Source organism: Amycolatopsis halotolerans, from assembly GCF_042647905.1.
Taxonomy (GTDB): domain Bacteria; phylum Actinomycetota; class Actinomycetes; order Mycobacteriales; family Pseudonocardiaceae; genus Amycolatopsis; species Amycolatopsis halotolerans.
Map to the genome: position 1 here is coordinate 201,151 of NZ_JBHRWI010000016.1, position 22,918 is coordinate 224,068.

22 protein-coding genes are annotated in these 22,918 nt (G+C 71.2%); 18 read left to right on the forward strand and 4 right to left on the reverse strand.

Going from position 1 to position 22,918, the window contains the following annotated elements; translation table 11 throughout:
• The first annotated feature begins 90 nt into the window (after positions 1 to 90).
• The 12 genes from ACFORO_RS13250 (at position 91) to ACFORO_RS13305 (ending at position 13,061) form a co-directional block, all read left to right on the forward strand.
• On the forward strand, positions 91 to 1,428 hold the full coding sequence (locus ACFORO_RS13250) for an MATE family efflux transporter (protein ID WP_344284655.1): 1,338 nt from the start codon (positions 91 to 93) through the stop codon (positions 1,426 to 1,428).
• Positions 1,429 to 1,485: 57 nt separating this feature from the next.
• The gene (locus ACFORO_RS13255; protein WP_377870139.1) at positions 1,486 to 2,307 is read left to right on the forward strand and encodes a PhzF family phenazine biosynthesis protein; all 822 of its coding nucleotides are present in this window, start codon (positions 1,486 to 1,488) and stop codon (positions 2,305 to 2,307) included.
• A gap of 112 nt (positions 2,308 to 2,419) precedes the next feature.
• Positions 2,420 to 3,739: an MFS transporter gene (locus ACFORO_RS13260; RefSeq protein ID WP_377870138.1), complete on the forward strand. Its 1,320-nt coding sequence runs from the start codon at positions 2,420 to 2,422 to the stop codon at positions 3,737 to 3,739.
• Between the two features lie 542 nt (positions 3,740 to 4,281).
• A complete protein-coding gene (truB, locus tag ACFORO_RS13265) occupies positions 4,282 to 5,202 on the forward strand; it encodes a tRNA pseudouridine(55) synthase TruB (protein WP_354746817.1) in 921 nt (306 codons plus the stop codon).
• Positions 5,203 to 5,243: 41 nt separating this feature from the next.
• Complete coding sequence (locus ACFORO_RS13270; RefSeq protein WP_370935882.1) at positions 5,244 to 6,209, forward strand: bifunctional riboflavin kinase/FAD synthetase; 966 nt, start codon at positions 5,244 to 5,246, stop codon at positions 6,207 to 6,209.
• Positions 6,210 to 6,368: 159 nt separating this feature from the next.
• The gene (locus ACFORO_RS13275) at positions 6,369 to 6,845 is read left to right on the forward strand and encodes a helix-turn-helix transcriptional regulator (RefSeq protein WP_344284669.1); all 477 of its coding nucleotides are present in this window, start codon (positions 6,369 to 6,371) and stop codon (positions 6,843 to 6,845) included.
• A gap of 3 nt (positions 6,846 to 6,848) precedes the next feature.
• Positions 6,849 to 7,325 (forward strand): RNA 2',3'-cyclic phosphodiesterase, encoded by a 477-nt coding sequence (thpR, locus tag ACFORO_RS13280; protein WP_377870137.1) that lies wholly within the window; start codon positions 6,849 to 6,851, stop codon positions 7,323 to 7,325.
• A gap of 164 nt (positions 7,326 to 7,489) precedes the next feature.
• Positions 7,490 to 7,759, forward strand: coding sequence for a 30S ribosomal protein S15 (gene rpsO / locus ACFORO_RS13285; protein ID WP_037812514.1), 270 nt, complete (start codon positions 7,490 to 7,492; stop codon positions 7,757 to 7,759).
• A 239-nt stretch (positions 7,760 to 7,998) separates the two neighbouring features.
• Complete coding sequence (locus ACFORO_RS13290; RefSeq protein WP_354746823.1) at positions 7,999 to 10,248, forward strand: polyribonucleotide nucleotidyltransferase; 2,250 nt, start codon at positions 7,999 to 8,001, stop codon at positions 10,246 to 10,248.
• Positions 10,249 to 10,504: 256 nt separating this feature from the next.
• Positions 10,505 to 11,869, forward strand: a complete 1,365-nt coding sequence (locus ACFORO_RS13295; protein ID WP_377870136.1) for a M16 family metallopeptidase — start codon at positions 10,505 to 10,507, stop codon at positions 11,867 to 11,869.
• Entirely contained in the window at positions 11,866 to 12,615 is a 750-nt protein-coding gene (gene dapB, locus ACFORO_RS13300) for a 4-hydroxy-tetrahydrodipicolinate reductase (RefSeq protein WP_377870135.1), read from the forward strand. The genes ACFORO_RS13295 and dapB overlap by 4 nt, the downstream gene beginning before the upstream one ends.
• Complete coding sequence (locus ACFORO_RS13305) at positions 12,612 to 13,061, forward strand: tetratricopeptide repeat protein (RefSeq protein ID WP_377870134.1); 450 nt, start codon at positions 12,612 to 12,614, stop codon at positions 13,059 to 13,061. Before dapB ends, ACFORO_RS13305 begins: the two co-directional genes overlap by 4 nt.
• 77 nt (positions 13,062 to 13,138) lie before the next feature.
• On the opposite strand, the gene ACFORO_RS13310 is transcribed toward ACFORO_RS13305, so the two are convergent.
• Positions 13,139 to 13,654, reverse strand: a complete 516-nt coding sequence (locus tag ACFORO_RS13310; protein WP_377870133.1) for a hypothetical protein — start codon at positions 13,652 to 13,654, stop codon at positions 13,139 to 13,141.
• 152 nt (positions 13,655 to 13,806) lie between these two features.
• Here ACFORO_RS13310 and ACFORO_RS13315 point away from each other — a divergent pair, with 152 nt between their 5' ends.
• The gene (locus tag ACFORO_RS13315) at positions 13,807 to 14,283 is read left to right on the forward strand and encodes a GtrA family protein (protein ID WP_377870132.1); all 477 of its coding nucleotides are present in this window, start codon (positions 13,807 to 13,809) and stop codon (positions 14,281 to 14,283) included.
• On the opposite strand, the gene ACFORO_RS13320 is transcribed toward ACFORO_RS13315, so the two are convergent.
• On the reverse strand, positions 14,273 to 14,827 hold the full coding sequence (locus tag ACFORO_RS13320) for a GNAT family N-acetyltransferase (protein ID WP_354746834.1): 555 nt from the start codon (positions 14,825 to 14,827) through the stop codon (positions 14,273 to 14,275). The genes ACFORO_RS13315 and ACFORO_RS13320 overlap by 11 nt on opposite strands.
• A 50-nt stretch (positions 14,828 to 14,877) precedes the next feature.
• On the opposite strand from ACFORO_RS13320, the gene ACFORO_RS13325 reads away from it, so the two are divergent.
• The gene (locus ACFORO_RS13325; RefSeq protein ID WP_354746836.1) at positions 14,878 to 16,092 is read left to right on the forward strand and encodes a winged helix-turn-helix domain-containing protein; all 1,215 of its coding nucleotides are present in this window, start codon (positions 14,878 to 14,880) and stop codon (positions 16,090 to 16,092) included.
• 560 nt (positions 16,093 to 16,652) lie between these two features.
• Here ACFORO_RS13325 and ACFORO_RS13330 read toward each other — a convergent pair.
• Entirely contained in the window at positions 16,653 to 17,528 is an 876-nt protein-coding gene (locus ACFORO_RS13330) for a DUF4097 family beta strand repeat-containing protein (protein WP_377870131.1), read from the reverse strand.
• 586 nt (positions 17,529 to 18,114) lie between these two features.
• Positions 18,115 to 18,639, reverse strand: a complete 525-nt coding sequence (locus ACFORO_RS13335; RefSeq protein ID WP_377870130.1) for a toxin-antitoxin system HicB family antitoxin — start codon at positions 18,637 to 18,639, stop codon at positions 18,115 to 18,117.
• A gap of 84 nt (positions 18,640 to 18,723) precedes the next feature.
• Between ACFORO_RS13335 and thyX the strand changes: the two genes are divergently transcribed.
• The 4 genes from thyX (at position 18,724) to ACFORO_RS13355 (ending at position 22,876) form a co-directional block, all read left to right on the forward strand.
• Complete coding sequence (thyX, locus tag ACFORO_RS13340; protein ID WP_354746842.1) at positions 18,724 to 19,482, forward strand: FAD-dependent thymidylate synthase; 759 nt, start codon at positions 18,724 to 18,726, stop codon at positions 19,480 to 19,482.
• A 10-nt stretch (positions 19,483 to 19,492) separates the two neighbouring features.
• The gene (locus tag ACFORO_RS13345; RefSeq protein WP_377870129.1) at positions 19,493 to 19,891 is read left to right on the forward strand and encodes an ACT domain-containing protein; all 399 of its coding nucleotides are present in this window, start codon (positions 19,493 to 19,495) and stop codon (positions 19,889 to 19,891) included.
• 155 nt (positions 19,892 to 20,046) lie between these two features.
• Complete coding sequence (locus tag ACFORO_RS13350) at positions 20,047 to 21,288, forward strand: Nramp family divalent metal transporter (RefSeq protein ID WP_354746845.1); 1,242 nt, start codon at positions 20,047 to 20,049, stop codon at positions 21,286 to 21,288.
• Between the two features lie 85 nt (positions 21,289 to 21,373).
• A complete protein-coding gene (locus ACFORO_RS13355) occupies positions 21,374 to 22,876 on the forward strand; it encodes a serine/threonine-protein kinase (protein WP_377870128.1) in 1,503 nt (500 codons plus the stop codon).
• Positions 22,877 to 22,918: the final 42 nt, after the last annotated feature.

A 22,918-nucleotide genomic window follows, 5' to 3' on the forward strand; every position in this document is an offset into this window, starting at 1 on the left:
AACCAATTCTCCCACCCCCGTCACCCACTTCAGCGAACCTCCGCCCTCCGCCCCGCCGGAATTGTCGGACCCGGTAGCTACTCTCGTCTCGTGTCCGAAAACGCCACGACCACCGCCGTAAGCGGTGACCGCATCCCGCCCCGCCGAGTGTTCGGGCTCGCCGTGCCCGCGCTCGGCGTGCTCGCCGCCGAGCCGCTCTACGTGCTGGTCGACACCGCCGTCGTCGGCCATCTCGGGGCGTTGCCGCTCGCCGGCCTCGCGCTGGGCGGCGTGGTGTTGTCGCAGGTCTCCACGCAGCTCACCTTCCTGTCCTACGGCACCACCTCGCGCACCGCGCGGCTGCACGGCGCGGGCAGGCGCGCCGACGCGGTCCGCGAGGGCGTGCAGGCCACCTGGCTCGGCGTGCTGGTCGGGCTGGTGCTGCTCGTCGCGGGACAACTGCTGGCGGAGCCGATCGCCCGCGCGCTGTCGGGCAGCGACGAGATCGCCGCGGCGGCCGTCTCCTGGCTGCGGATCGCGTTGTTCGGCGCGCCGCTGATCCTCATCACCATGGCGGGCAACGGCTGGATGCGCGGCGTGCAGGACGCCACTCGGCCGCTGCGCTATGTCTTGGCGGGCAACGGAATCTCGGCCGTGCTGTGTCCGGTGCTGGTGTACGTCGCGGGTCTCGGGCTGGAGGGATCGGCGATCGCGAACGTCGTCGCGCAGGTCGTGTCCGCGTCGATGTTCGTCGCCGCGCTGGTGCGCGAAAAGGTGCCGTTGCGCCCGGATTTCGCGGTGATGCGGGCGCAACTGGGGCTCGGCCGGGACCTGGTGTTGCGCAGTTTCGCGTTCCAGGCGTGCTTCGTGTCCGCCGCCGCGGTGGCCGCGCGCACCTCGACCGAGGCGGTCGGGGCGCACCAGGTGGTCCTGCAGCTCTGGACGTTCCTGTCCCTGGTGCTCGATTCGGTGGCGATCGCCGCGCAATCGCTCGTCGGCGCGGCGCTCGGCGCGGGAGCGGCGCGGCAGGCGCGCGGGGTGGCCAACCAGATCACCGGATACGGCCTCGTCCTGGGCTGTTTCCTGTGCGTGCTGTTCGCCGCGTTGTGGAGCGTCCTGCCGCACGCGTTCACGTCCGATCCGGGAGTGCTCGGCGAAATCCCGCACGCGTGGTGGTTCTTCGTGGCGCTGCAACCGATCGCGGGCGTGGTGTTCGCGCTCGACGGCGTCCTCCTCGGTGCGGGCGACGCCGCCTTCCTCCGCACCGCGACGCTCGTCAGCGCCGGTCTCGGATTCCTGCCGCTGATCTGGCTGTCGCTGGCGCTGGGCTGGGGATTGAGCGGGATCTGGACCGGGCTGTCGCTGTTCATGGTGTTCCGGCTGGCGGCGGTCGTAGCGCGGTGGCGGTCCGGGCGGTGGGCCGTGGTCGGCGCGGTGCGGGAGGCCTGATGGCATAACGGCGAAACCCGCTCGTCGCCGTCGCCCGGCGGATGCGAGGGTGGGCGCATGCCGAAGTTCACCCAGGTCGACGTCTTCACCGACGAGCTCACCCGCGGCAACCCGCTCGCTGTCGTGCACGGCGCGGACGGGCTGTCCGACGAGCGGATGGCCGCGTTCGCCAGCTGGACGAACCTCAGCGAGACCACGTTCCTGCTGGAGCCGTCCGACCCGGCCGCCGACTATCGCGTGCGGATCTTCACCCCGCACGGCGAGCTGCCGTTCGCCGGGCATCCGACGCTCGGGTCGGCGCGGGCGTGGCTGGCCGCCGGGGGAGTGCCGAAAGCCGGGCACCTCGTGCAGGAATGCGGGGCCGGGCTGGTCCGGGTGCGTCGCGACGGCGACCGGCTGGCGTTCGCCGCGCCTCCGCTGCGCCGTGGCGGCCCGGTGGACGACGCCGACCTCGCCGCGGTGAAACGCGGTCTGCACCTCGGCGACGCCGACGTCCTCGACGCGCGCTGGGCGGACAACGGCCCCGGCTGGGTCGCGTTGCTGCTGCGCGACGCGGCGACCGTCCTCGCGATCGAGCCGGACTTCGGTGCGCTCGGCTCGTTCAAGGTGGGCGTCGCCGGTGCGCAGCCCACTGGGTCCGACACAGCGTTCGAGGTCCGCGCGTTCAGCGACGTCGTCGAGGACCCGGTCACCGGCAGCCTCAACGCGGCGCTCGGCCAGTGGCTGATCGGCGACGGCATCGCGCCCGAGTCGTACGTCGCGGCGCAGGGCACGCGGCTCGGCAGGCGCGGGCGGGTGCACGTCGAACGGGACGGCGACGACGTCTGGGTCGGCGGCGAAACGGTCGTCGGAATCCGGGGCGAAGTGGATCTGTGGTGAAACACACCCCGGTCACGGCTATGTCTCGAGGTTGCTGAGGCGATACAACTATCGAGGCGGCAGCGTCGTCGTCCTCCTCTGTCCGACGCTCGCCTGCTCTCTGGAGGAACCCTTGACGCCCGCCGGCCGCGCCCCTGTCCGGTCCTGGCTCATCTGGCTCACCGCGGTCACGGTGTACCTGCTCGCCGTCTTCCACCGCACCTCGTTCGGCGTCGCCGGGCTGAAAGCGGCCGAACGCTTCGGCGTCGGATCCGCCGCGCTCGGCATCTTCACCGTCCTGCAGGTCGGCGTCTACGCGGCCATGCAGATCCCGACCGGCGTACTGGTCGACCGCTACGGCCCGCGCCGCGTGCTCACCGCCGCCGTCCTGATCCTCGGCTCCGGGCAGCTGCTGCTCGGACTCGCCGACACCTACGCGCTCGGCCTGGTGGCCCGCGGCGTCCTCGGCCTCGGCGACGCGCTCACCTTCGTCAGCGTCCTCCGCCTCGTCGCGGCGCACTTCCCAGCCCACCGCTACGCGCTGCTCGCGTCCTTCACCTCGTGCGTCGGCTACATCGGCAACCTCGCCGCGACGGTCCCGCTCACGCTGCTCCTCGACGGTCCAGGATGGACAGTCACCTTCCTCGCCGTCGGCGCGGTGACGGTCCTGTTCTCGGTGCCGGTCGCGCTGCGCGTCCGCGACACCCCGGAAGGCGTGCCGGAACGCAAACGCGAACCCGTGCGCCCGGCGGAACTGGCCATGCAGGTCAAGCTGGCTTGGCGAACCCCCGGCACCCGGCTGGGTTTCTGGGTGCACTTCTCGACGATGTTCGCGCCGAACGTGCTGACCCTGTTGTGGGGCATGCCATTCCTGGTGCAAGGCGAGGGTTTGCCCGCCGCGACCGCGAGCGCGCTGCTGACCGTGTTCGTATTCGGCTCGATGGCGGGCGGCCCGCTGCTGGGCGCGCTGATCGGCCGCTCCCCGGCACTGCGAGTGCCGCTGGTCGTCGGCTACCTCAGCGGCGCGGCGATCGTATGGGCGGTGCTGCTCGGCTGGAACGGCCACGTCCCGGTGGGCGTCCTCGTCCCGGCATTCGCGTTCCTCACCCTGGGCGGCCCGGCGTCGATGATCGGCTTCGCCATCGCCCGCGACTACAACCCGCTGTCCCGCGTCGGAACCGCGACCGGAGTGGTGAACGTCGGCGGCTTCCTGGCGACCACCGTGACCGCCCTGCTGATCGGCATCCTCCTTCAGGTCACCGGCGGCAACTTCCGGATCGCCCTGCTGGTCGTCGTGGCCGTGCTGGCGTTCGGCGCCACCAAGATGCTGATGTGGTGGCGACGGGCCCGCGCCCACGTGTTCGCCGCGGCGGCACGCGGGGAGGAAGTCCCGGTCCAGATCCGGCGGCACCGCTGGGACCACGCACCGGAAGAGGTCGTGGCCGCCGCCTGATCGAACTGCCCGAATCCTTCCCGGCGACAGCCACCCGCCCGCGTCGTCCGGCCTGCTCTCTCCGGGCACTCGTGAGTGGCGATGCCGGGTTCTAACCGGCATCGCCGCTCACGACAACCCAGCCCCTCACCGCTCGCGCCGAACTCCAGCCCGTTTCCGCCGCCCCGGCCGCTAAAGCCATTCGCCCGAGCCCCGTCCTCCGCCCCAGCCAGGCCGCTCGGACCGGTCGCCGTAGCTCTTCCGTCGCCTAGCGCGCCCGGGAGTTCCTTCGTCCGTTCGGCTCCGGCCGTTCGCGCCGGATTCCAACTGGCCTCCGCGCCCCAAGCTCGGCCGCTCGGGCCGGTCGCCCGCAGCTCTTCCGTCGCCTAGCGCGCCCGGGAATCCCTTCCTCTGTCCCGCTCCGGCCGTTCGCGCCGGACTCCAACTGGCCTCCGCTCCCCAGCCCGGCCGCTCAGGCCAGCCGCCCCAGCCCTTCCGCCGCCCAGCGCGCCCGCCCGAACCACCCGCCACCCGCGAAACCCCGGCTAGGTAGGGTTTCCGCCGTGTCTCGCCCGAAAGAACCGCGTCGTCCCGCTCCTCCGCCCGGACTGCTCATCGTCGACAAACCGGCGGGAATGACGTCGCACGACGTGGTCGCGCGGGCGCGGCGGATCATGGGCACCCGCAAGGTCGGCCACGCCGGCACGCTCGACCCGATGGCGACCGGCGTTCTCGTACTCGGCATCGAACGCGCCACCAAACTGCTCGGCCACCTCGCGCTCGACCGCAAGACTTACCTCGCCACCCTGTCGCTCGGCCGGTCCACCACCACCGACGACGCCGAGGGCGAACCGCTGGCCGAAACCGATGCCGCGCCGGAAATCCTCGCCGCGGTCACCGATGAGCAGATCGCCGACGGCATCGCCGCGCTGACCGGCGACATCCAGCAGGTGCCCAGCGCCGTGTCCGCCGTCAAGATCGACGGCAAGCGCGCCTACGCCCGGGTCCGCGCGGGCGAAGACGTCGTCCTCCCGCCGCGGCCGGTGACTGTGCACCGGTTCGACGTTCTGGGGCTCCGCCGCGAGGACGACCGGATCGAGATCGACGCGATCGTCGAATGCTCGTCCGGCACCTACGTCCGCGCGCTCGCCCGGGATCTCGGCGCCGGGCTCGGCGTCGGCGGGCACCTGAAAGCCTTGCGCCGCACCACAGTCGGGCCGTTCACGCTCGCCCGCGCGCGCACGCTCGACCAGCTCGAAGAAAAGCCGGAACTGTCCCTGGACCTGGACGCCGCCGTCGCCGCCGCGTTCCCGCGCCGGGATCTCGACGCGGCCACGGCCAAAGCGGTCCAGTACGGCAGGCGCATCCCGGCGGGCGGAATCGAGGGCACCTACGGCCTGTTCGCGCCGGACGGCCACGTGCTCGCGCTGGCGTCCGACACCGAGGGAGTGACCCGCTCGGTGGTGGTCCTCCTGCCCGCATAGGGTGGGGGCAAAGGCACCTCGCTCGGGGAGAGTTGACAACAGTGCAGCGGTGGCGTGGGCTCGGGGACCTCCCGGGCGGCTGGGGACGGTGCGTGGTCACCATCGGCGTGTTCGACGGCGTGCACCGCGGGCACCAGGAACTGATCAAGCGCACCGTGGCGACGGCGGCCGAACGGGGCGTGCCCAGCGTGGTGCTCACCTTCGACCCGCATCCGTCCGAGGTGCTGCGCCCGGGGAGCCATCCCGCGCAGCTGACCACGTTGCGGCGCAAGGCCCAGCTGGTCGAGGGGCTCGGCGTGGACGTGTTCTGCGTGCTGCCCTTCACCCTGGAGCTGTCCCGGCTCAGCCCGCACGAGTTCGTGCACGAGGTGCTGGTCGACCGGCTGCACGCGGGCGCGGTGCTGGTCGGCGACAACTTCACGTTCGGGGCCAAGGCCGCGGGCAACGTCGCGCTGCTGCGCGAACTCGGCCGCCGCTTCGGGTTCGTCGCCTACGGCGCGGAGCTGCAGGGCCGTTCGCTCGACGACGACCGCGGCGCCAACGACATCACCTTCTCCTCCACCTACGTGCGCTCGTGCATCGACGCCGGCGACGTCGTGGCCGCCTCCGACGCGCTCGGCAGGCCGCACCGGCTGGAGGGCATCGTCGTCCGCGGCGACGGCCGGGGCCACGACCTCGGCTACCCGACGGCCAACCTGTCCACCGCGAGATTCGCCGCCGTGCCCGCGGACGGCGTCTACACGGCCTGGTTCAGCAGGCTGTCCGACCCGGACCGGCGGCTGCGCGCGGCGGTGTCGGTGGGCACGAACCCGACGTTCTCCGGCCGCGAACGCACCGTCGAGGCGTTCGTGCTGGACGTCGACGAGGACTTCTACGGCCAGCACGTCGCACTGGACTTCGTCACCCGGTTGCGGGATCAGGCGCGGTTCGGCGCGTCGGCCGATCTCGTGAAGAAGATCGACGAGGACGTGGCCCGGACCAGGGAAGCGCTCGGCTCCGACAGCTGAGCGGACCTCGTCCCGGGGCGGGCCGGACCCGGGGCGAATCGGGCGTTCCGGCCCGCCGGGGGCGTCCGGAGTGGCAAGATGGGCCGGCGGCGCCGGGCCGGGGGAGCAAGTCCCCCGGCTGGCGGCCGCGGGACGACAGCGCTAGGGGAGCGGAGCTAGGTGGAGGACCACAAGATCGTCCAGCGGAACATCGCGCTGCAGCGGGAGTGGTACGGGGAGCCGCTGGGCGATCGGGTGCGCAGGCTGGTCGTGGCCTTCGACGTGTCGCAGGCGTTCCTGGCCGAGGTGCTGGGGATCAGCGCGCCGATGCTGAGCCAGGTGATGAGCGGGCGGCGGGCGAAGATCGGCAATCCGGTCGTGCTGGCGCGGATGATCATGCTCGAACGCAAGATCCTGGTGCCCGAGGTCGCCGCGGGCGACCGCGACGCGATGCAGGCCGCGCTCGAGGACGTGCGCGATTCGCGGCCCACCGTCGGCCGCGACAACATCCCGGTCAACTCGGACGAGAAGATCCTGCTCGCGGGCATCCGCGACGTCGCCGAGGACGAGAACCTCGCCGAGGCGGCGAAGCTGCTCGACGACGACTACCCGGCGATCGCCGACCTGCTCCGCCGCGCGGGAGCCTCGGGCCAGTAGCCGATGCGGTTGTTCTCCGCGCTGCGCCCGCCCGCCGACGTCGCGGCGGAAATCGACGGCGCGCTCGGCTCCCGGGACCGGCTGCTGCGCTGGTCCGACCCGGCCGGCTGGCACATCACGCTGGCCTTTTACGGCGAGGTCGACCCCGCCGAACGCGGCTCCTTCCTCGACCGGGCGCTGGACGGCCGAAAATCCGTTGACGTCCGGCTTTGGGGTTCGGGAACATTTCCGGGAGTGCTGTGGTTGGGAGTGGCGGGGGAGGACCTGGCCGACCTGGCCGCGGCCGCGGGCTCCGGCGAGGAACGCCCGTACCGGCCGCACCTGACGCTGGCGCGGTGCTCGCGCACGCAGCCGCCCACCGAGTGGACGGAACGGCTCGCGGGCTTCCGCAGCCGCGTCTGGACCGCGGACCGGGTCGAGCTGATGGGCGGCGGCAGCCCGTACCGCACGCTGCGGACTTGGCCGCTGCGGCGCGGGTGAGGCTGTGCTGCCCAGCTAGCCGTACGCGCCTGAAGCCGCAGTTCAACCGGCTGGTAACCTCGGCAACCGGGTCCGGCTGCAGTCCGTGGCGGCCGTGACCGTCTCACCCGGCCGCGTGGCGCGGTGCGGGCCTCACGGCACTAGATGCACAAGGAGCACCACCAGTGGCGCTGTCCACCGATGAGAAGAAGACGATCCTCGCCGAGTACGGGCTGCACGACTCGGACACCGGATCCCCCGAGGCCCAGGTCGCGCTGCTGACCAAGCGGATCATCGGCCTCACCGAACACCTGAAGACCCACAAGCACGACCACCACTCCCGTCGCGGTCTCCTGCTGCTGGTCGGCCGTCGCCGCCGGCTGCTGAACTACACGGAAAAGGTGGACGTGGCGCGGTACCGCGACCTGATCAAGCGTCTCGGCCTGCGCCGATAGCGTGCTGACGAGGGGGAGCGGCTTCGGCCGCTCCCCCTCGCCGCAAGCACACCCCCCCCACACGGCGCGAGCGCGCTGGAGGAACGATCTCGCCGGTCCTCGGTAGTGGTTCCCGGGCAACGGACCCGGGGGCTTCGATCGAAGACCGGCCTCACACCTCCTCGAGCGTCCTCGGGCGAACCGGGTCCCACAGTGGGAGACTCGCGTCGTACGAAGGAACCAAAGAGGAGATTGACCATATGACCGACTCCACCGGAGTCACCGTGTTCGAGACCGAAGCCGTTCTGGACAACGGCCGGTTCGGCACCCGCACCGTCCGGTTCGAGACCGGCCGGATCGCCAAGCAGGCCGCCGGCGCCGTCGTCGCGTACCTGGACGAAGAGACCATGCTGCTGTCGGCGACCACGGCGTCGAAGCACCCGAAGGAGCACTTCGACTTCTTCCCGCTGACCGTGGACGTCGAGGAGCGGATGTACGCCGCCGGCCGCATCCCGGGCGCGTTCTTCCGCCGCGAGGGCCGCCCGTCGACCGACGCGATCCTCACCGCCCGCCTGATCGACCGCCCGCTGCGCCCGTCCTTCGCCGACGGCCTCCGCAACGAGATCCAGGTCGTCATCACCGTCCAGAGCCTCAACCCGGACGACCCGTACGACGTGCTGGCGATCAACGCCGCGTCGGCCTCCACCCAGATCGCCGGCCTGCCGTTCTCCGGCCCGGTCGGCGGCGTGCGCGTCGCGCTGATCGAGGGCCAGTGGGTCGCGTTCCCGACCTGGCCGCAGCTCGAGAAGGCCACCTTCAACATGGTGGTCGCGGGCCGCATCGTCGGCGACGACGTCGCGATCATGATGGTCGAGGCCGAGGGCACCGAGCACACGCTCGACCTGATCGCCGACGGCGGCACCGCGCCGGACGAGACCACCGTCGCGCAGGGCCTCGAGGCCGCGAAGCCGTTCATCCGCGTGCTGTGCGAGGCGCAGCAGCGCCTGGCCGCCGACGCCGCCAAGCCGACCGGCGACTTCCCGGTGTACCCGGCCTACCAGCCGGACATCTACGAGGCCGTCGCCGCGATCGCGTCCGACGAACTCGCCAAGGCGCTGCAGATCGCCGGCAAGCAGGAGCGCGACGCCGCGACCGACGAGGTCAAGGCCGCCGTCCTGGAGAAGCTCGGCCTCGGCGAGGGCGAGGCCTTCGAGGGCCGCGACAAGGAGGTCGGCGGTGCGTTCAAGGCGCTGACCAAGAAGATCATGCGCACCCGCGTCCTCACCGAGAAGATCCGGATGGACGGCCGCGGCCTGACCGACATCCGCCAGCTCTCGGCCGAGGTCGCCGTGATCCCGCGGGCGCACGGTTCGGCGCTGTTCGAGCGCGGCGAGACCCAGATCCTGGGCGTCACCACGCTGAACATGCTCCGCATGGAGCAGCAGATCGACTCGCTCTCCCCGGAGACGACGAAGCGCTACCTGCACCACTACAACTTCCCGCCGTTCTCCACCGGCGAGACCGGCCGCGTCGGTTCGCCGAAGCGGCGCGAGATCGGCCACGGCATGCTCGCCGAGCGCGCCCTGGTCCCGGTGCTGCCGAAGCGGGACGAGTTCCCGTACGCGATCCGCCAGGTCTCCGAGGCGCTGGGCTCCAACGGCTCCACCTCGATGGGCTCGGTCTGCGCGTCCACCATGGGCCTGTTCAACGCCGGCGTGCCGCTGAAGGCCCCGGTCGCGGGCATCGCCATGGGCCTGGTGTCGGACGAGATCGACGGCGAGACCCGCTACGTGGCGCTCACCGACATCCTGGGCGCCGAGGACGCGCTGGGCGACATGGACTTCAAGGTCGCCGGCACGAAGGACATCATCACCGCGCTGCAGCTGGACACCAAGCTCGACGGCATCCCGTCGGCCGTGCTGGCCGCCGCGCTGAAGCAGGCGAAGGACGCTCGCCTCACCATCCTGGAAGTCATCGCCGAGGCGATCGACGGCCCGGACGAGATGAGCCCGTACGCCCCGCGCGTCACGTCGGTGAAGATCCCGGTCGACAAGATCGGCGAGGTCATCGGGCCGAAGGGCAAGATGATCAACTCGATCACCGAGGAGACCGGCGCCGACATCTCGATCGAGGACGACGGCACGATCTACGTGGGCGCGGCCGACGGCCCGTCGGCGGAGGCGGCGATCGGCAAGATCAACGCCATCGCCAACCCGCAGCTGCCGAAGGTCGGCGAGCGCTTCCTGGGCACCGTGGTGAAGACGGCCGCGTTCGGCGCGTTCGTCTCGCTGCTGCCGGGCAAGGACGGCCTCGTGCACATCTCGAAGCTGGGCAACGGCAAGCGGATCGCGAAGGTCGAGGACGTGGTGAACGTCGGCGACAAGATCCGCGTCGAGATCGCCGACATCGACAACCGCGGCAAGATCAGCCTGATCGTGGTCAAGGAAGAAGACGCCGCGAAGCCCGCCGAAGGCGACGCCGCTCCGGCCGAGACCGCCGAAGCCAAGTAACACCGGCACACCGCGAGGGCCTCCTGACCCGACCCCGGGGCAGGAGGCCCTCTGCGCATCCCGCCCCGGCGCTCGCTTCGCCCCTCACCTGACCCCACCGCGGGATCGCGTCGGCGTCTGGAGGGGCAGTGCGCACGGCCCCCCGGGCCGGGTGCACTGCTCCTCCAGACGCCGACTTAAAGGCGATCCCGCCGCGACGGCGGAGCCGGCGCCAAAAACACAGTTTGGCGACCCTCCAACCCCGAAGGACCCCGATTTGGCACGGCAGGTTTCCGGGCACGAGCAGCCCGTAGGCACCACCCGTACGCTCGAGTCCACTTCGGACGGTGCGGTAGTCAAGCGAAGCGTCCTCCCCGGCGGCCTGCGGGTCATCACCGAGCACGTCCCGGCCTCCCGGTCGGCGACAGTCGGCCTGTGGGTAGGAGTCGGCTCCCGCGACGAACCACTCGCCGTCGCAGGCGCCGCGCATTACCTGGAACACCTGCTGTTCAAGGGAACCACCAACCGCGACGCCACCCAGATCGCGGAAGAGATCGACGCGGTAGGCGGTGAATTCAACGCCTTCACCGCGAAAGAGCACACCTGCTACTACGCCCAGGTCCTGGACGCGGACCTGCCCCTGGCGCTCGACCTCGTCACCGACGTGGTCTTCGAAGCCCAGTGCACGGACCGCGACATGGACATGGAACGCAGCGTCGTCCTCGAAGAGATCGCGATGCGCGACGACGATCCCGAAGACCTGCTGCACGAAACCTTCGTGGGCGCGATCATCGGCGACCACCCGCTGGGCCGTCCGGTGCTGGGCACGGAAAAGTCCATCACCGAAATGTCGCCGTCCGCGCTGCGCGGCTTCTACCGCCGCCGCTACACCCTGCCGCGGATGGTGCTCGCGGTCGCCGGAAACGTCGAGCACGGCCAGGTCCTGCGCCTGGTCAAGCGCGCGCTGAAAGAACGGCTGGCCGGCACCTCGACCCCGGTCGCGCCCCGCTCCGGCCGCGCGCGGCTGAAGACCGTGCCGAAGCTGGCCCTCCACCCGGACGACACCGAGCAAGCCCACGTGATGCTCGGGTTCCGCGCACTCCCGCGGCACGACGAGCGCCGGTTCACCCTGTCCGTGCTCAACGCGGCACTCGGCGGCGGCATGAGTTCCCGCCTGTTCCAGGAGATCCGCGAACGCCGGGGCCTGGCGTACCAGGTGTATTCGTCGGTGGCGAGCTACGCCGACCTCGGGCACATGTCGGTGTACGCGGGCTGTCAGCCGGAGCGGCTGGGCCAGGTCGCGGGCGTGATCCGCGAGGTGCTCGACTCGGTCGCCGCGGACGGGCTGTCCGACGCCGAGGTCGCGCGCGCCAAGGGGCAGTTGCGCGGTGGGCTCGTGCTGGGCCTGGAGGACACGTCGTCGCGGATGTCCCGGATCGGCAAGAACGAGCTGAACTACGCCCGGTACCTGGGCGTCGACGACACGATCGCGCGGATCGACGCGGTCACGACCGAAGAGGTGTGTGCGCTCGCTCGCACTCTGCTGCGGCGCCCCGGCGGGGTGTCGTCCGCGGCGGTGGTGGGGCCGTACGCTCACGCCGACGACCTGCCCGACGATCTGCACGAGGTGATCGCGTCATGACCGAGTCCCCGATCCGCGTCGGCGTGCTGGGCGCACGCGGCCGCATGGGCGCGACCGTGGTGAAAGCCGTGGAAGGCGCCGCGGACCAGGAACTGGTGGCCGCGCTGGACGCGGGCGACGATTTCGCCCCGCTGGGCAGCGCCCAGGTGGTCGTGGACTTCACGCACCCGGACGCGGTGATGGACAACCTGCGCTGGCTGATCGCGCACGACCTGCACGCGGTCGTCGGCACCACCGGCTTCAGCGAGGAGCGGCTGACCGCACTGCGCGGGCTGCTGGCGGACAAGCCGCGGCTGGGCGTCCTCATCGCGCCGAACTTCGCGCTGGGCGCGGTGCTGGCGATGCGGTTCGCGGCGCAGGCGGCGAAGTTCTACGCCTCGGCGGAGATCATCGAACTGCACCACAACCGCAAGGCCGACGCCCCGTCCGGCACCGCCGCGCACACCGCGCGGATGATCGCCGCCGCTCGGGCCGAGGCCGGGATCGCTCCCGGCCCGGACGCCACCACGTCCGAAGTGGACGGTGCCCGCGGCGCTTCCGTCGAGGACGTCCACGTGCACTCGGTCCGCCTGCCGGGTTTGGTGGCGCACGAGGAAATCCTGTTCGGCGGCGAGGGCGAAACCCTGACCATCCGGCACGATTCGCTGGACCGGACGTCGTTCATGCCGGGCGTGCTGCTCGGCGTGCGCTCGGTGGTTTCGCGTCCCGGCCTGACGGTCGGCCTGGAGAACGTGCTCGACCTGTGAAAGCCCGCAATGTCGCGCTGCTGATGACGGCGGCGCTGGTGGTGTACCTGGTCCTGCTGGCGGACCGGGCCGTGGCGCTGCTCGCGACCGGGACGCCCGCCGGGATCGCGCTCGGCATCGGCGTGTTCCTGCTGCCGCTGCTGGGCGTGTGGATCGTCGTGGTGACGTGGCGGTCCGGCATGCAGATCCAGCGGCTGTCGCGGCGACTGGACGCCGAGGGCGGCCTGCCGGACGTGTCGGACCTGCCGCGCCGCCCGTCCGGCCGTGTGGACCGCGACGCCGCGGACGCGTGGTTCGACGAGCGCCGCGCGGAAGTCGAAGCGAGCCAAGAGGATTGGCGAGCCTGGTACCGGCTGGCATACGCGTACGACATCGCGGGCGACCGGCGGCGGGCCCGGGCGACGATGCGCAAGGCGATCGAGTTGGAAGGCGCGGAGCGCAAGTAGCGCTGGACAAAGGTCCGTGAAGGGAACCCTGAGGGAATCAGAGTCCCTCAGGGTTCCCCTCACGTACTTCTAGCCGGTTACTGCAGCCAGCCGGCGAACATCGCGGGCGAAGCCGCCAGCAAACTGAACCGCACCCATCGCCCGGCCAGCCCCGCCGCGAGGAACGTCGACAGCCGCATCCGGACCATCCCGGCGAGCACGCTCGTCGCCATGAACGGCGGCAGTCCGACGAGCGAGCTGATCCCGTAGGTGCCGGTCATCCAGTGCGGATGGCGCTGGCAACGCTCGCGCAGCGCCTCGACCTTGCTGCGGATCACCTTGGTGCGCAGCTGCCAGCGGACCCGTCGCGGAGTCAGCGGGCGTTCGCGGTGCAGCCGGTCGTGCAGGAACTTCGGGAGCCGGATCGAGCCGCGAGCGGCCAGGTAGTACAGCAGTTTCCCGGCGATCTGCCCGACCGCGACCGCGCCGCCCAGCCACAGCCAGTGCACGTTGTGCTGGCTCGCGCAGAGGCCGATGACGAAGAGTTCGGCGTTGACCAGCGGCACGATCGCCGAGCCGAAGGCGACGCCGAGGGTCAGGAGCACCCAGCCCATCGTGTCACCCCCTCCGGGTCGTCGCTCACTCCAAGCTATCAGCCATCACGAAAAGATCACGGGGGCTAACCCCACTCTTTGCCCTGGCGCCAACCCCAGAAGATCACCTGGCCGACCGGTCTCGGACACCTTCCGCTGCCAGGATCGGACAGGTGCCTGAGGTGCCGATCGCCGACCGTTTCGCCGGGCTGTGCGCCGCCGTCGCGCGCGTCTTGCCGTTCGGGTTGTCGCGGATCGTCGCGCCGAGTTTCCTCGGTTTCGCGGTGATCAACGGCTTCACGTTCGGCGTCGACCTGTTGCTGCTGACGCTGTTCCACGGCGGGCTCAAGTGGCCGGTGTGGCTGTCGATCAGCGTCGCGTACGTGGTCGCGTTCGGGCTGAGTTTCGTGCTGAATCGCGCGCTGAACTTCCGTTCGCACGCGCCGGTGGGCCGCCAAGCGGTGCTGTACGTGGTGGCGATCGCGGTGAACTACGCCGCGTTCCTGCTCGGGCTGGGCGCGGGATTGACGGCGCTGGGCGTCGAATACCACTTGTCGCGGCTGATCGCCGGGGCGTGCGAGGGCGTGTTCATGTACTCGGTGATGCGCTGGGTGGTTTTCGTCAAGCGCGAAGAACCGGTCAGTGTGTGAGTTCTAGTTCCAGCGTGCCGGTGAGCCGGACTTCGCGCAGCGTTCCGCGGCCGGTGTCGAGGGTGCGGACGGTGCCGTCAGGGGACCAGCCGGCGCGACGATAGAACCCGAGCGTCGCATGGTCGGACTGCGCGACCCAGGTGATGCCGCGGTTCAGTCCATTCGCACGGAGTTCAGCGGCAGCGGTCGCGAGCAATCGTCCGGCGTGCCCCCGACGGCCCCAGCGCGGTTCGACCACCAGCGACGCGATCAGCCCGGGCGCGTCGTCGGCCGGCGACCCGTCGGCCGCGGCGGCTTCGTCTTGCGGGGCCGGGCCCGCGACGCAGTAGCCGACCGTGAACGAGCCTTCGGTGGCCAGGTAGACGCGGGAATCGGGGTACTCGATCGTCTCCGCCCAGGTGCCTTCGAGATCGGCCTTCTCGAACTCGTCGATGGCCTCGGCGCCCAGGAGGTCGGCGTAAGCCGCCCGCCAGGTAAGCCGCTGGATGCGGGCGATCTCCGCGGCGTCGGACGGGTTCGCGGGACGGACTTCGGCGGCACTCACGCGGGCAATGTACCGAAACTGTCGGGGGTGGCTGGCACCATGGCGGAATCATGCAGACGATCAGCCTTTCCGCAGCCCGCCGCACCGCTCTGGCCGCGCAGGGGTTCGCCGACCCCCGGCCCGCTTCGCCCCCGACCCGGCGGCACCTCGCCAAGGTGCTGTCGCGGGTCCAGTTGCTGCAGCTGGACTCGGTCAACGTCGCCGTGCGCGCGCACTACATGCCGCTGTTCTCGCGCCTGGGCGGGTACGACCCGGCGCTGGTCGACGACGCCGCGTGGAGCCACCGCGCGAAACGGCCGCGGCTGCTGGTCGAATCGTGGGCGCACGAGGCGAGCCTGCTGCCGATCGAAGACTGGCCGCTGCTGAAGTCCGGCGCGAAACGGGACGGCTGGTGGCGGAACTACACCCGGGTGGTCGACAAGGTGCCCGGCCTGCTCGACGACGTGCTGGCCGTCGTCAAGGAGCAGGGCCCGATCGGCGCCGGGGCGATCGAAAAGGCGCTGGAGACCGAGGCGGTCCGCCGTGGGCCGGGGGCGTGGTGGGAACGCTCGGTGGTGAAGAAGGCGTGCGAGTACCTGTTCGGCGTCGGCCAGCTGAGCACCGGCACGCGGCGGTCGTTCGAGCGGCTGTACGACCTGACTGAGCGGGTGGTGCCGCCGGAAATCTTGTCCCGCAAGGTTTCCTTGGAGGAGGGCGCCCGCGGCCTGATCGACCGTTCGGCGCGGGCTCTTGGCGTGGCAACGGAAACCGATCTGCGCGACTATTACCGCCTCGGCCCGGACGTCTCGCGGCAGGCCGTCCAGGAGCTGGTCGAGGAAGGCGTCCTGGAACCAGTCCAGGTGGACGACTGGCGCGCGGTCGCCTACCGGCACGTCGACGCGCGCACGCCGAGGGCAGTGTCCGGACGGGCGTTGCTGTGCCCGTTCGACCCGCTGATCTGGGAGCGCGCGCGGACGGAGCGGTTGTTCGGATTCCGGTACCGCATCGAGATTTATGTGCCGGAACCCAAGCGGGTGCACGGGTATTACGTGTTCCCGTTCCTCTTGGACGGCGCGCTTTCGGGCCGGGTGGACCTGAAATCCGACCGGACGGCCGGGGTGCTGCGGGTGCAGGGCGCGTTCGCCGAGCCCGGCGTCGACCAGGCGCGGGTGGCGGCGGAACTGGCCGGGGAACTGCGGACGATGGCGGAATGGCAGGGCCTGGACGGCGTCGTGGTGGGGGAGCGGGGTGATCTGGCCCGGGCGTTGCGGCGCGCGGTTAAGTGAGCGGGAGGCGTTCGCGCTGAGGAGTCCGCCGGGGAGGAGCACTGGCGGCTTGGTGCGGTCCGGCCTGGGAAACGCGCTCGGAGGCGGGAAAGGTTCGCGGACGGCGGCAGGGGGCGCGTTCGGTGGGCGGGGAAGTCTCGCGGGCGGTGACGGGGGAGCGCCGCCGGGAGGCGGGGAAGTCTCGCGGGCGGTGACTGGGGAGCGCGTTCGGTGGGGCGGAAAGACTCGCAGGCAGTTGCCGGGATCAGCGCGCTCAGGTTGGCCCGGTTGAACGGGGATCGGCAGACCTCGCGCTCGCAGCCCTTGCACCCGCAGGGCCTCGCACCCGCAAGGGAATTCCGGCGCACTCAGCTCGAACTGCCTGCCGCATCACGAGTTCGGCTCTCCAACGGCGGAAAAGCCTTGGCGTGCCGGAAAAAAACCTGCGCATACGAAGCGGCGGGCCACCCGGAATTTCTCCGGTGCGGCCCGCCGCCTCCCCCTTGCATCCGTCTGCTCGGCGCACCCGGGGTGTGAGGTATCGGGTGTGTCGGCCAGAAGCAGACGGGATGATCCCGCTGTCAGCCGGCCGCGCGAGTGACCACCGCGTTGCCCGTTCCGGTGCGGGCGCGGACTTTCAGCGCGACCGCGCCCTCCGGCGGCGTGTCCGAGACGTCCAGCTCGCTCGAAACCCGTCCGGCCGCCGACGCCAGTTCGACTTCCGCTCGGACTCCGTTCCGGATGCCGACTCGCACCTCTCCCGAGCCGGTGATCAGTTCGAGCGATCCGGACGCCGCGTCGGCCACCGAGAGGTCGCCGCTGCCGGTGCGGGCCATCACGTCGCCCTCGACCGCGCCCAGCCAGACGTTTCCGGTGCCGGTGCCGAGCGTCGCCGATCCGGCGATCGACGCCGCCTCGACCGAACCGCTGCCGCTTCGCAGTTGCAGCCCGGCGAGGGTCGGGCCGAGTCTCACGGCTCCCGTTCCGGTCCGGATGGTGGTCGCGCCGTCCGCGCGTTCCAGCGACACTTCGCCGGACCCGGTGAGGATGTCCGCGCGGCCCGCGGCGCCGGTCACCTTGACGTCCGCCGATCCCGCGCGCACTTCGAGATGCGACCCGGCCGGTGCGTGGACTGTCACCGACACCGGCACATTCCGCAGCTGCCACGCCTTCGCGGCCCGCACGACGACCCGGTTGCCGGTCTTCTCGATCCGCGCCTGCCGCACCGCGTCGGCGACCGAGAACTCCGGCATGCCGCCGAACTGGTCCCCGAACTTCTCGCCGACCCACGACAGCAGGCTGCTGACGCCGTTCACCCACGACGGCTGCTCGCCCGCGTCGTGCTGCAGTTGCACGGTCACCCCGGACTCCCGCCCGAGCACGACCTCGACCCGCCCGATCGTGACGCCCAGGTCCAGCTCGACCGGACCGTCCGCCTCGAAGTCCTGCAGCCGCACGTACGGACCCGGTTCCGCGGAATCCGAGCCGCCGCCTTCCGAAGCGGACTCAGAGCTGGCAGACGCAGCCCCGGCCGCGCGCGAAGCGGTTCCAGCAGCCTCGGAAACAGACTCGGACCGGCTGCCCGCATCGCTCGCCGCGGCTTCCCCCGCCGCCGTTCCCGCGGACTCTGCCCCTACAGAGGTTCCGCTTGCCGCGGTTCCCGCTGCGGCTCCGCTCGGTGCGGCCCCAGTCCTCGCATCCGCGGACGTTCCGTCTGCCGCGGTTCCCGCCGCAGCCCCGGTTCCGCTCGACGCGGACTCGGCTCCGCCCGCTGCCGCAGCCCCGGCCCCCGAGACGGTCCCGCTTGCCGCGGACTCAGCTCCGCCCGCTGCCGCCCCCGCAGAGGTCCCACTCGCTGCGGACTCGGCTCCGCCCGCTGCCGCAGCCCCCGCAGAGGTTCCGCTCGCCGAAGTCCCGCCTGCCGCAGCCCCAGCATCGCCCCCGACGCCGGACCCAGCCGCGCTTCCGAAGCCAGGTTCCCCAACCTGGCCTTCGATGTTCTTCCCCTGGTCTTCCCGGTTTTCGCCCATGGTGGTGCCCCTTCTAGCCTTCGACCCAGCCGTGCAGCTTGGTCTCGGTGCGGCCCCCGCCGCTGCCGCTGTCCTGCCAGCGCTGGTGCCGTTGCTGGTGCTGCTGCGCCTGGCCGAGCGCCCCCTGCACGGCCTGCGCCACGAACGTGTTCAGCGAAACTCCCTGCGCGGCCGCCGCCTGTTCGGCCTGGCCCTTGATCTGCTCGACCAGCCGCAGGGTGATCCGCGAGATGTCGCCGCCGTCGATCGGAGGCGCGGGAGGCGGCGGCGGGGGAGGTGCGGAAGAAGAACGCTCCTCGCCGCCGGTCACGACCACGCGCACGTCCCGGCCGTCGAGGCGGACGTCCACGACCTGGCCGGGCAGGGCAGCGGTCACCTCGGCCGCGAGGTCGGCCAGCGCGTTCATCAGCGTGAGCCGGACAGCCGGCTCCAGAGCAGACGACAGCAGTGCGGCCGCCCGCCGGGTCTGCTCGTCCCCGGCGGAGGCCGTGTTCGCGAGGTCTTCGCGAAGGTTCGCGATATACGGCGTCAAGTCCATGACACCACTATGGCGTCACTGGTGACGTCACGTCAAGGCGCAGTGATGTCACCCGTGCCGCGGGGTTAGGCTGGCGAAGCCGACATGAGGGGAGCGAGACCGGTGCCGCCCAAGGTGCAGCTGATCGCGAAAACCGAGTTCTTCCCGCCCGAGGACGTGCCCTGGTCCACCGACGCCGACGGAGGCGAAGCGCTCGCCGAGTTCGCCGGTCGCGCCTGCTACCAATCCTGGGAGAAGCCGAATCCGGCGACCGCGACCAACGCGGGTTACCTCGAGCACGTCATCGACGTCGGCCATCTGGCCGTGCTGGAGCACGGGTCGGTCACCTTCTACCTGTCCGGGATCTCCCGCTCGCTCACTCACGAGCTGATCCGGCACCGGCATTTCTCCTACTCCCAGCTGTCGCGGCGCTACGTTCCCGAGAGCGACGCCGAGTTCGTCGAGCCGGACGTCATCGCCGAAGACCCGGTGCTGCACGAGAAATTCGTCAAGGCCACCCAGGCCAGCGCCGCCGCGTACGACGAGTTGCTCGCCGGGCTGGAGGAGAAGTTCGCGGACACGCCGAGTGCCACTTTGCGTCGCAAGCAGGCGCGTCAGGCGGCCCGCGCCGTGTTGCCGAACGCCACCGAAACCCGCATCGTCGTCACCGGCAACTACCGCGCCTGGCGGCACTTCATCGCGATGCGCGCCACCGAACACGCGGACGTCGAGATCCGTTCGCTGGCCATCGAATGCCTGCGGCAGCTGCACAAGGCGGCGGCCAACGTGTTCGCCGATTTCACGATTTCGACCCTGCCCGACGGCACCGAGATCGCCTCGAGCCCGAAAGTGCTGGAAGGCTGACAACGCACTGATGAAACACCTGACGATCGACCTCCGCCCCGGCTCCTACTCGGTCGTGCGGCTGCCCGCCGACGCCTCCGTGCCCGCCGAGCTGCTGGAACCCGGCGAGCCCGCGCTCGTGTCGGTGACCCGCACGCCCGACGAGCTGTCGGTGATCTGCCCGACCGGCCGCGAACCCGAGGGCGGCACCGTCGAGGACGGCTGGCGGCTGTTCACCGTCCGCGGCCCGCTGGCCTTCACTCTCACCGGCATCATCTCCGCGCTCGCGTCCGAGCTGGCGGCGGCGGGCGTCGCGCTGTTCTCGCTGTCCACTTTCGACACCGACCACATCCTGGTGCGCTCGGACGACCTCGACCGCGCTGTGGCCGCCTTCCGGGAGGCTGGCCACGAAGTGCTCCTGCCTGCCTGACAAAGGTCCGTGAAGGGCTCCTTGAGGGAATCAGATTCCCCCAAGGAGCCCTTCACGGACCGTCGGCGCGGCGTGGCGCAGCACACCCTTGCCCCGCAAAGTTCGGCGTGCCTAAACTTTGAGTTGGGGCGACCGATATCAGGGAGTGGGCGCACATGGCGGTGGCGGAAGCGGCACGTCCGCGCGGCGTGGCACGGCTGCGGGCCGGCTGGGCGCTGCTCGGGCCCGCGTTCGTCGCCGCGATCGCCTACGTCGACCCGGGCAACGTCGCGGCCAACGTCAGCGCCGGTGCGCGCTACGGCTACCTGCTGGTGTGGGTGATCGTCGCGGCGAACCTGATGGCCGTCCTCGTGCAGTACCTGTCGGCGAAGTTCGGTCTCGTCACCGGCCAGTCGCTGCCCGAAGCACTGCGCGACCGGCTGTCCAGCCGCGCGCGGATCGCGTACTGGGCGCAGGCCGAGATCGTCGCGATCGCCACTGACCTGGCCGAGGTCGTCGGTGGCGCGATCGCGCTCAACCTCCTTTTCGGACTCCCGCTGGTCGCGGGCGGGCTGATCACCGGGCTCGTGTCGCTGGTGCTGCTCGCGGTGCAGGACCGCGGCGGCCAGCGTCCGTTCGAACGCGTCGTGACCGGCCTGCTGGTGGTGATCGCGGTCGGGTTCCTGGCGAGCCTGTTCATCGAACCGCCGTCCGCCGCCGGGATCGCGCACGGCCTGGTGCCGAGGTTCAGCGGCGGCGACAGCGTCCTGATCGCGGCCGCGATGCTCGGCGCGACGGTCATGCCGCACGCGGTGTACCTCCACTCCGGACTGGTCCGCGACCGGCACGGCAAACCGGAACCCGCGCGTCGCCGGCGGCTGCTGCGAGCCACCCGCTACGACGTCGGGTTCGCGATGCTGCTCGCCGGCGCGGTGAACCTCGGCATGCTGCTCGTCGCGGCGACGAATCTCCAAGGCCAGCAAGGCGTCGACACCATCGAAGGCGCGCACGGGGCAGTCGCCGCGGCGCTCGGACCGGGCGTCGCGCTGCTGTTCGCGATCGGGCTGCTCGCGTCCGGGCTGGCGTCGACCTCGGTGGGTGCGTACGCGGGCGCGATGATCATGCAAGGCTTGCTGCGCAAGAGGATTCCGATCGTGGCGCGCCGGCTCGCCACGCTCACTCCGGCGATCGTCGTGCTGGCGCTGGGCGCCGATCCGAGCGCGGCGCTGGTCGTGTCGCAGGTGGTGCTGTCGTTCGGCATCCCGTTCGCGCTCGTGCCGCTGATCCGGCTCACCGCCGACCGCGGGCTGATGGGCGCGGACGCCAACCGCCGGACGACCACGGTGCTCGCCTCGGTCGTCGCCGCGGTGATCATCCTGCTCAACGTCGTGCTGATCGTGCTCACCTTCGGCGGCTGAAGACAGTCCTAACCGGACGGAACCGGCAGGGCTGCCGGACGGTCCGACTAGCATCTGCGCGAAGCCGACCGAGGAGCCCGACCCCGTGACCGACGAACAGACCCGCCCGCACGACCCGAACCGCACGGCCCCCGCCGGCCGCGTGGTGGCCGGCCGCTACTTGCTGCTCGGCGAACTGGGCCGCGGCGGCATGGGCATCGTGTGGCGCGCGCAGGACCAGGTGATCGGTCGGCAGGTCGCGATCAAGGAACTGCGGCTCCCTGAAGCGGAGGGCTCCGCGGTGTTCTCCGAACGGATCCTGCGCGAGGTGCGGGCAGGCGGACGGCTCAACGACCCGGCCGTCGTCACGGTGTACGACGTGGTCACCGACCAGGGCACCACCTGGATCGTGATGGAGCTGGTCGAAGCGCCCACGCTCGCCGACCTCGTGCGCGCGCACGGCCCGATGCCCGAGCAGCAGGCCGCGATGATCGGGGAGCGGGTGCTGTCCGCGCTGCAGGCCGCGCACGCCGCCGGGATCGTGCACCGCGACGTCAAACCGGCCAACATCATGGTCGCGCCGGACGGCCGGGTGAAGCTCACCGACTTCGGCATCGCGCACGCCATCGACGACCCGCGGCTCACCACGAGCGGGATGATCGTCGGCTCGCCCGCGTTCATGGCCCCGGAGCGGGTCGAGGGCCGCGAGGCGATGGCCGAATCGGACCTGTGGTCGCTCGGCGCGACGCTGTACTTCGCGGTCGAGGGCATCGTCGCGTTCGAACGGCCCACCACGGCCGCCACGCTGCACGCGATCATGACCGAAGTGCCGTACCTGACCCGAGTGCAGGGGCCGCTCGGCGCGGTCATCCTCGGCCTCCTGGTGGCGAATCCGGAAGCCCGGCTCACCGCGACGCAGGCCCGGGCGCAGCTCGCGCACGCCACCGGTCCGACGCAGCGCCCGGCCACCGCCGTGCTGCCGCGGCAGGAAACCCGGGTGGGCGGGCAGCCGACCCGGATGGCCGCGAAGCCGGAGGGCAAGAGCCGCCGCGGCCTGTGGGCGGGCGCGATCGCGGTGCTGGTGGTCGCGGCGCTGGCCGGCGGGTTCTTCCTGGGCAAACCGGTGTGGTCGCCGAAGAAGGACGCGCAGCAGGCCGAGACCGTCAGCTACGGCCCGGACGGCTATCTCAAGACCCAGATCTCCTCGTACCAGATCTGCTACAACGCCGTGGTCCAGCCGGGCGTCGTGATCAGCTCGGACAACAACGTCGACTGCAAGAAGAACCACACGCTCGAGGTCTACGACGTCGCCGACCCGCTGCCGCTGGAGAGCTGGAGCGACAGCGACGCGATCGTCGCCCCGTATCCCGGCCTGGAGGACATCAGCCGGGCCGCGGAGGCGCGCTGCGCGGCCGCGTTCCACTCCGCGGTGGTGCCGCAGCAGCAGCGCGCGGGCCTGTCGTACCGGGCGATCGTGCCGACCCAGCAGGCGTGGCAGGTGCAGCCGGACAACGACAGCAGCAGCGGCCCGAACCGCAAGATCTACTGTGTCCTGTCGCGCACCAGCAACGACCAGATCCCGGCGCAGATCACCGCCAAGGTCAAGTAGCCGCGCGAGAAGTTCCGCCGGGAGCGGCGCGGCGGCGGAAAT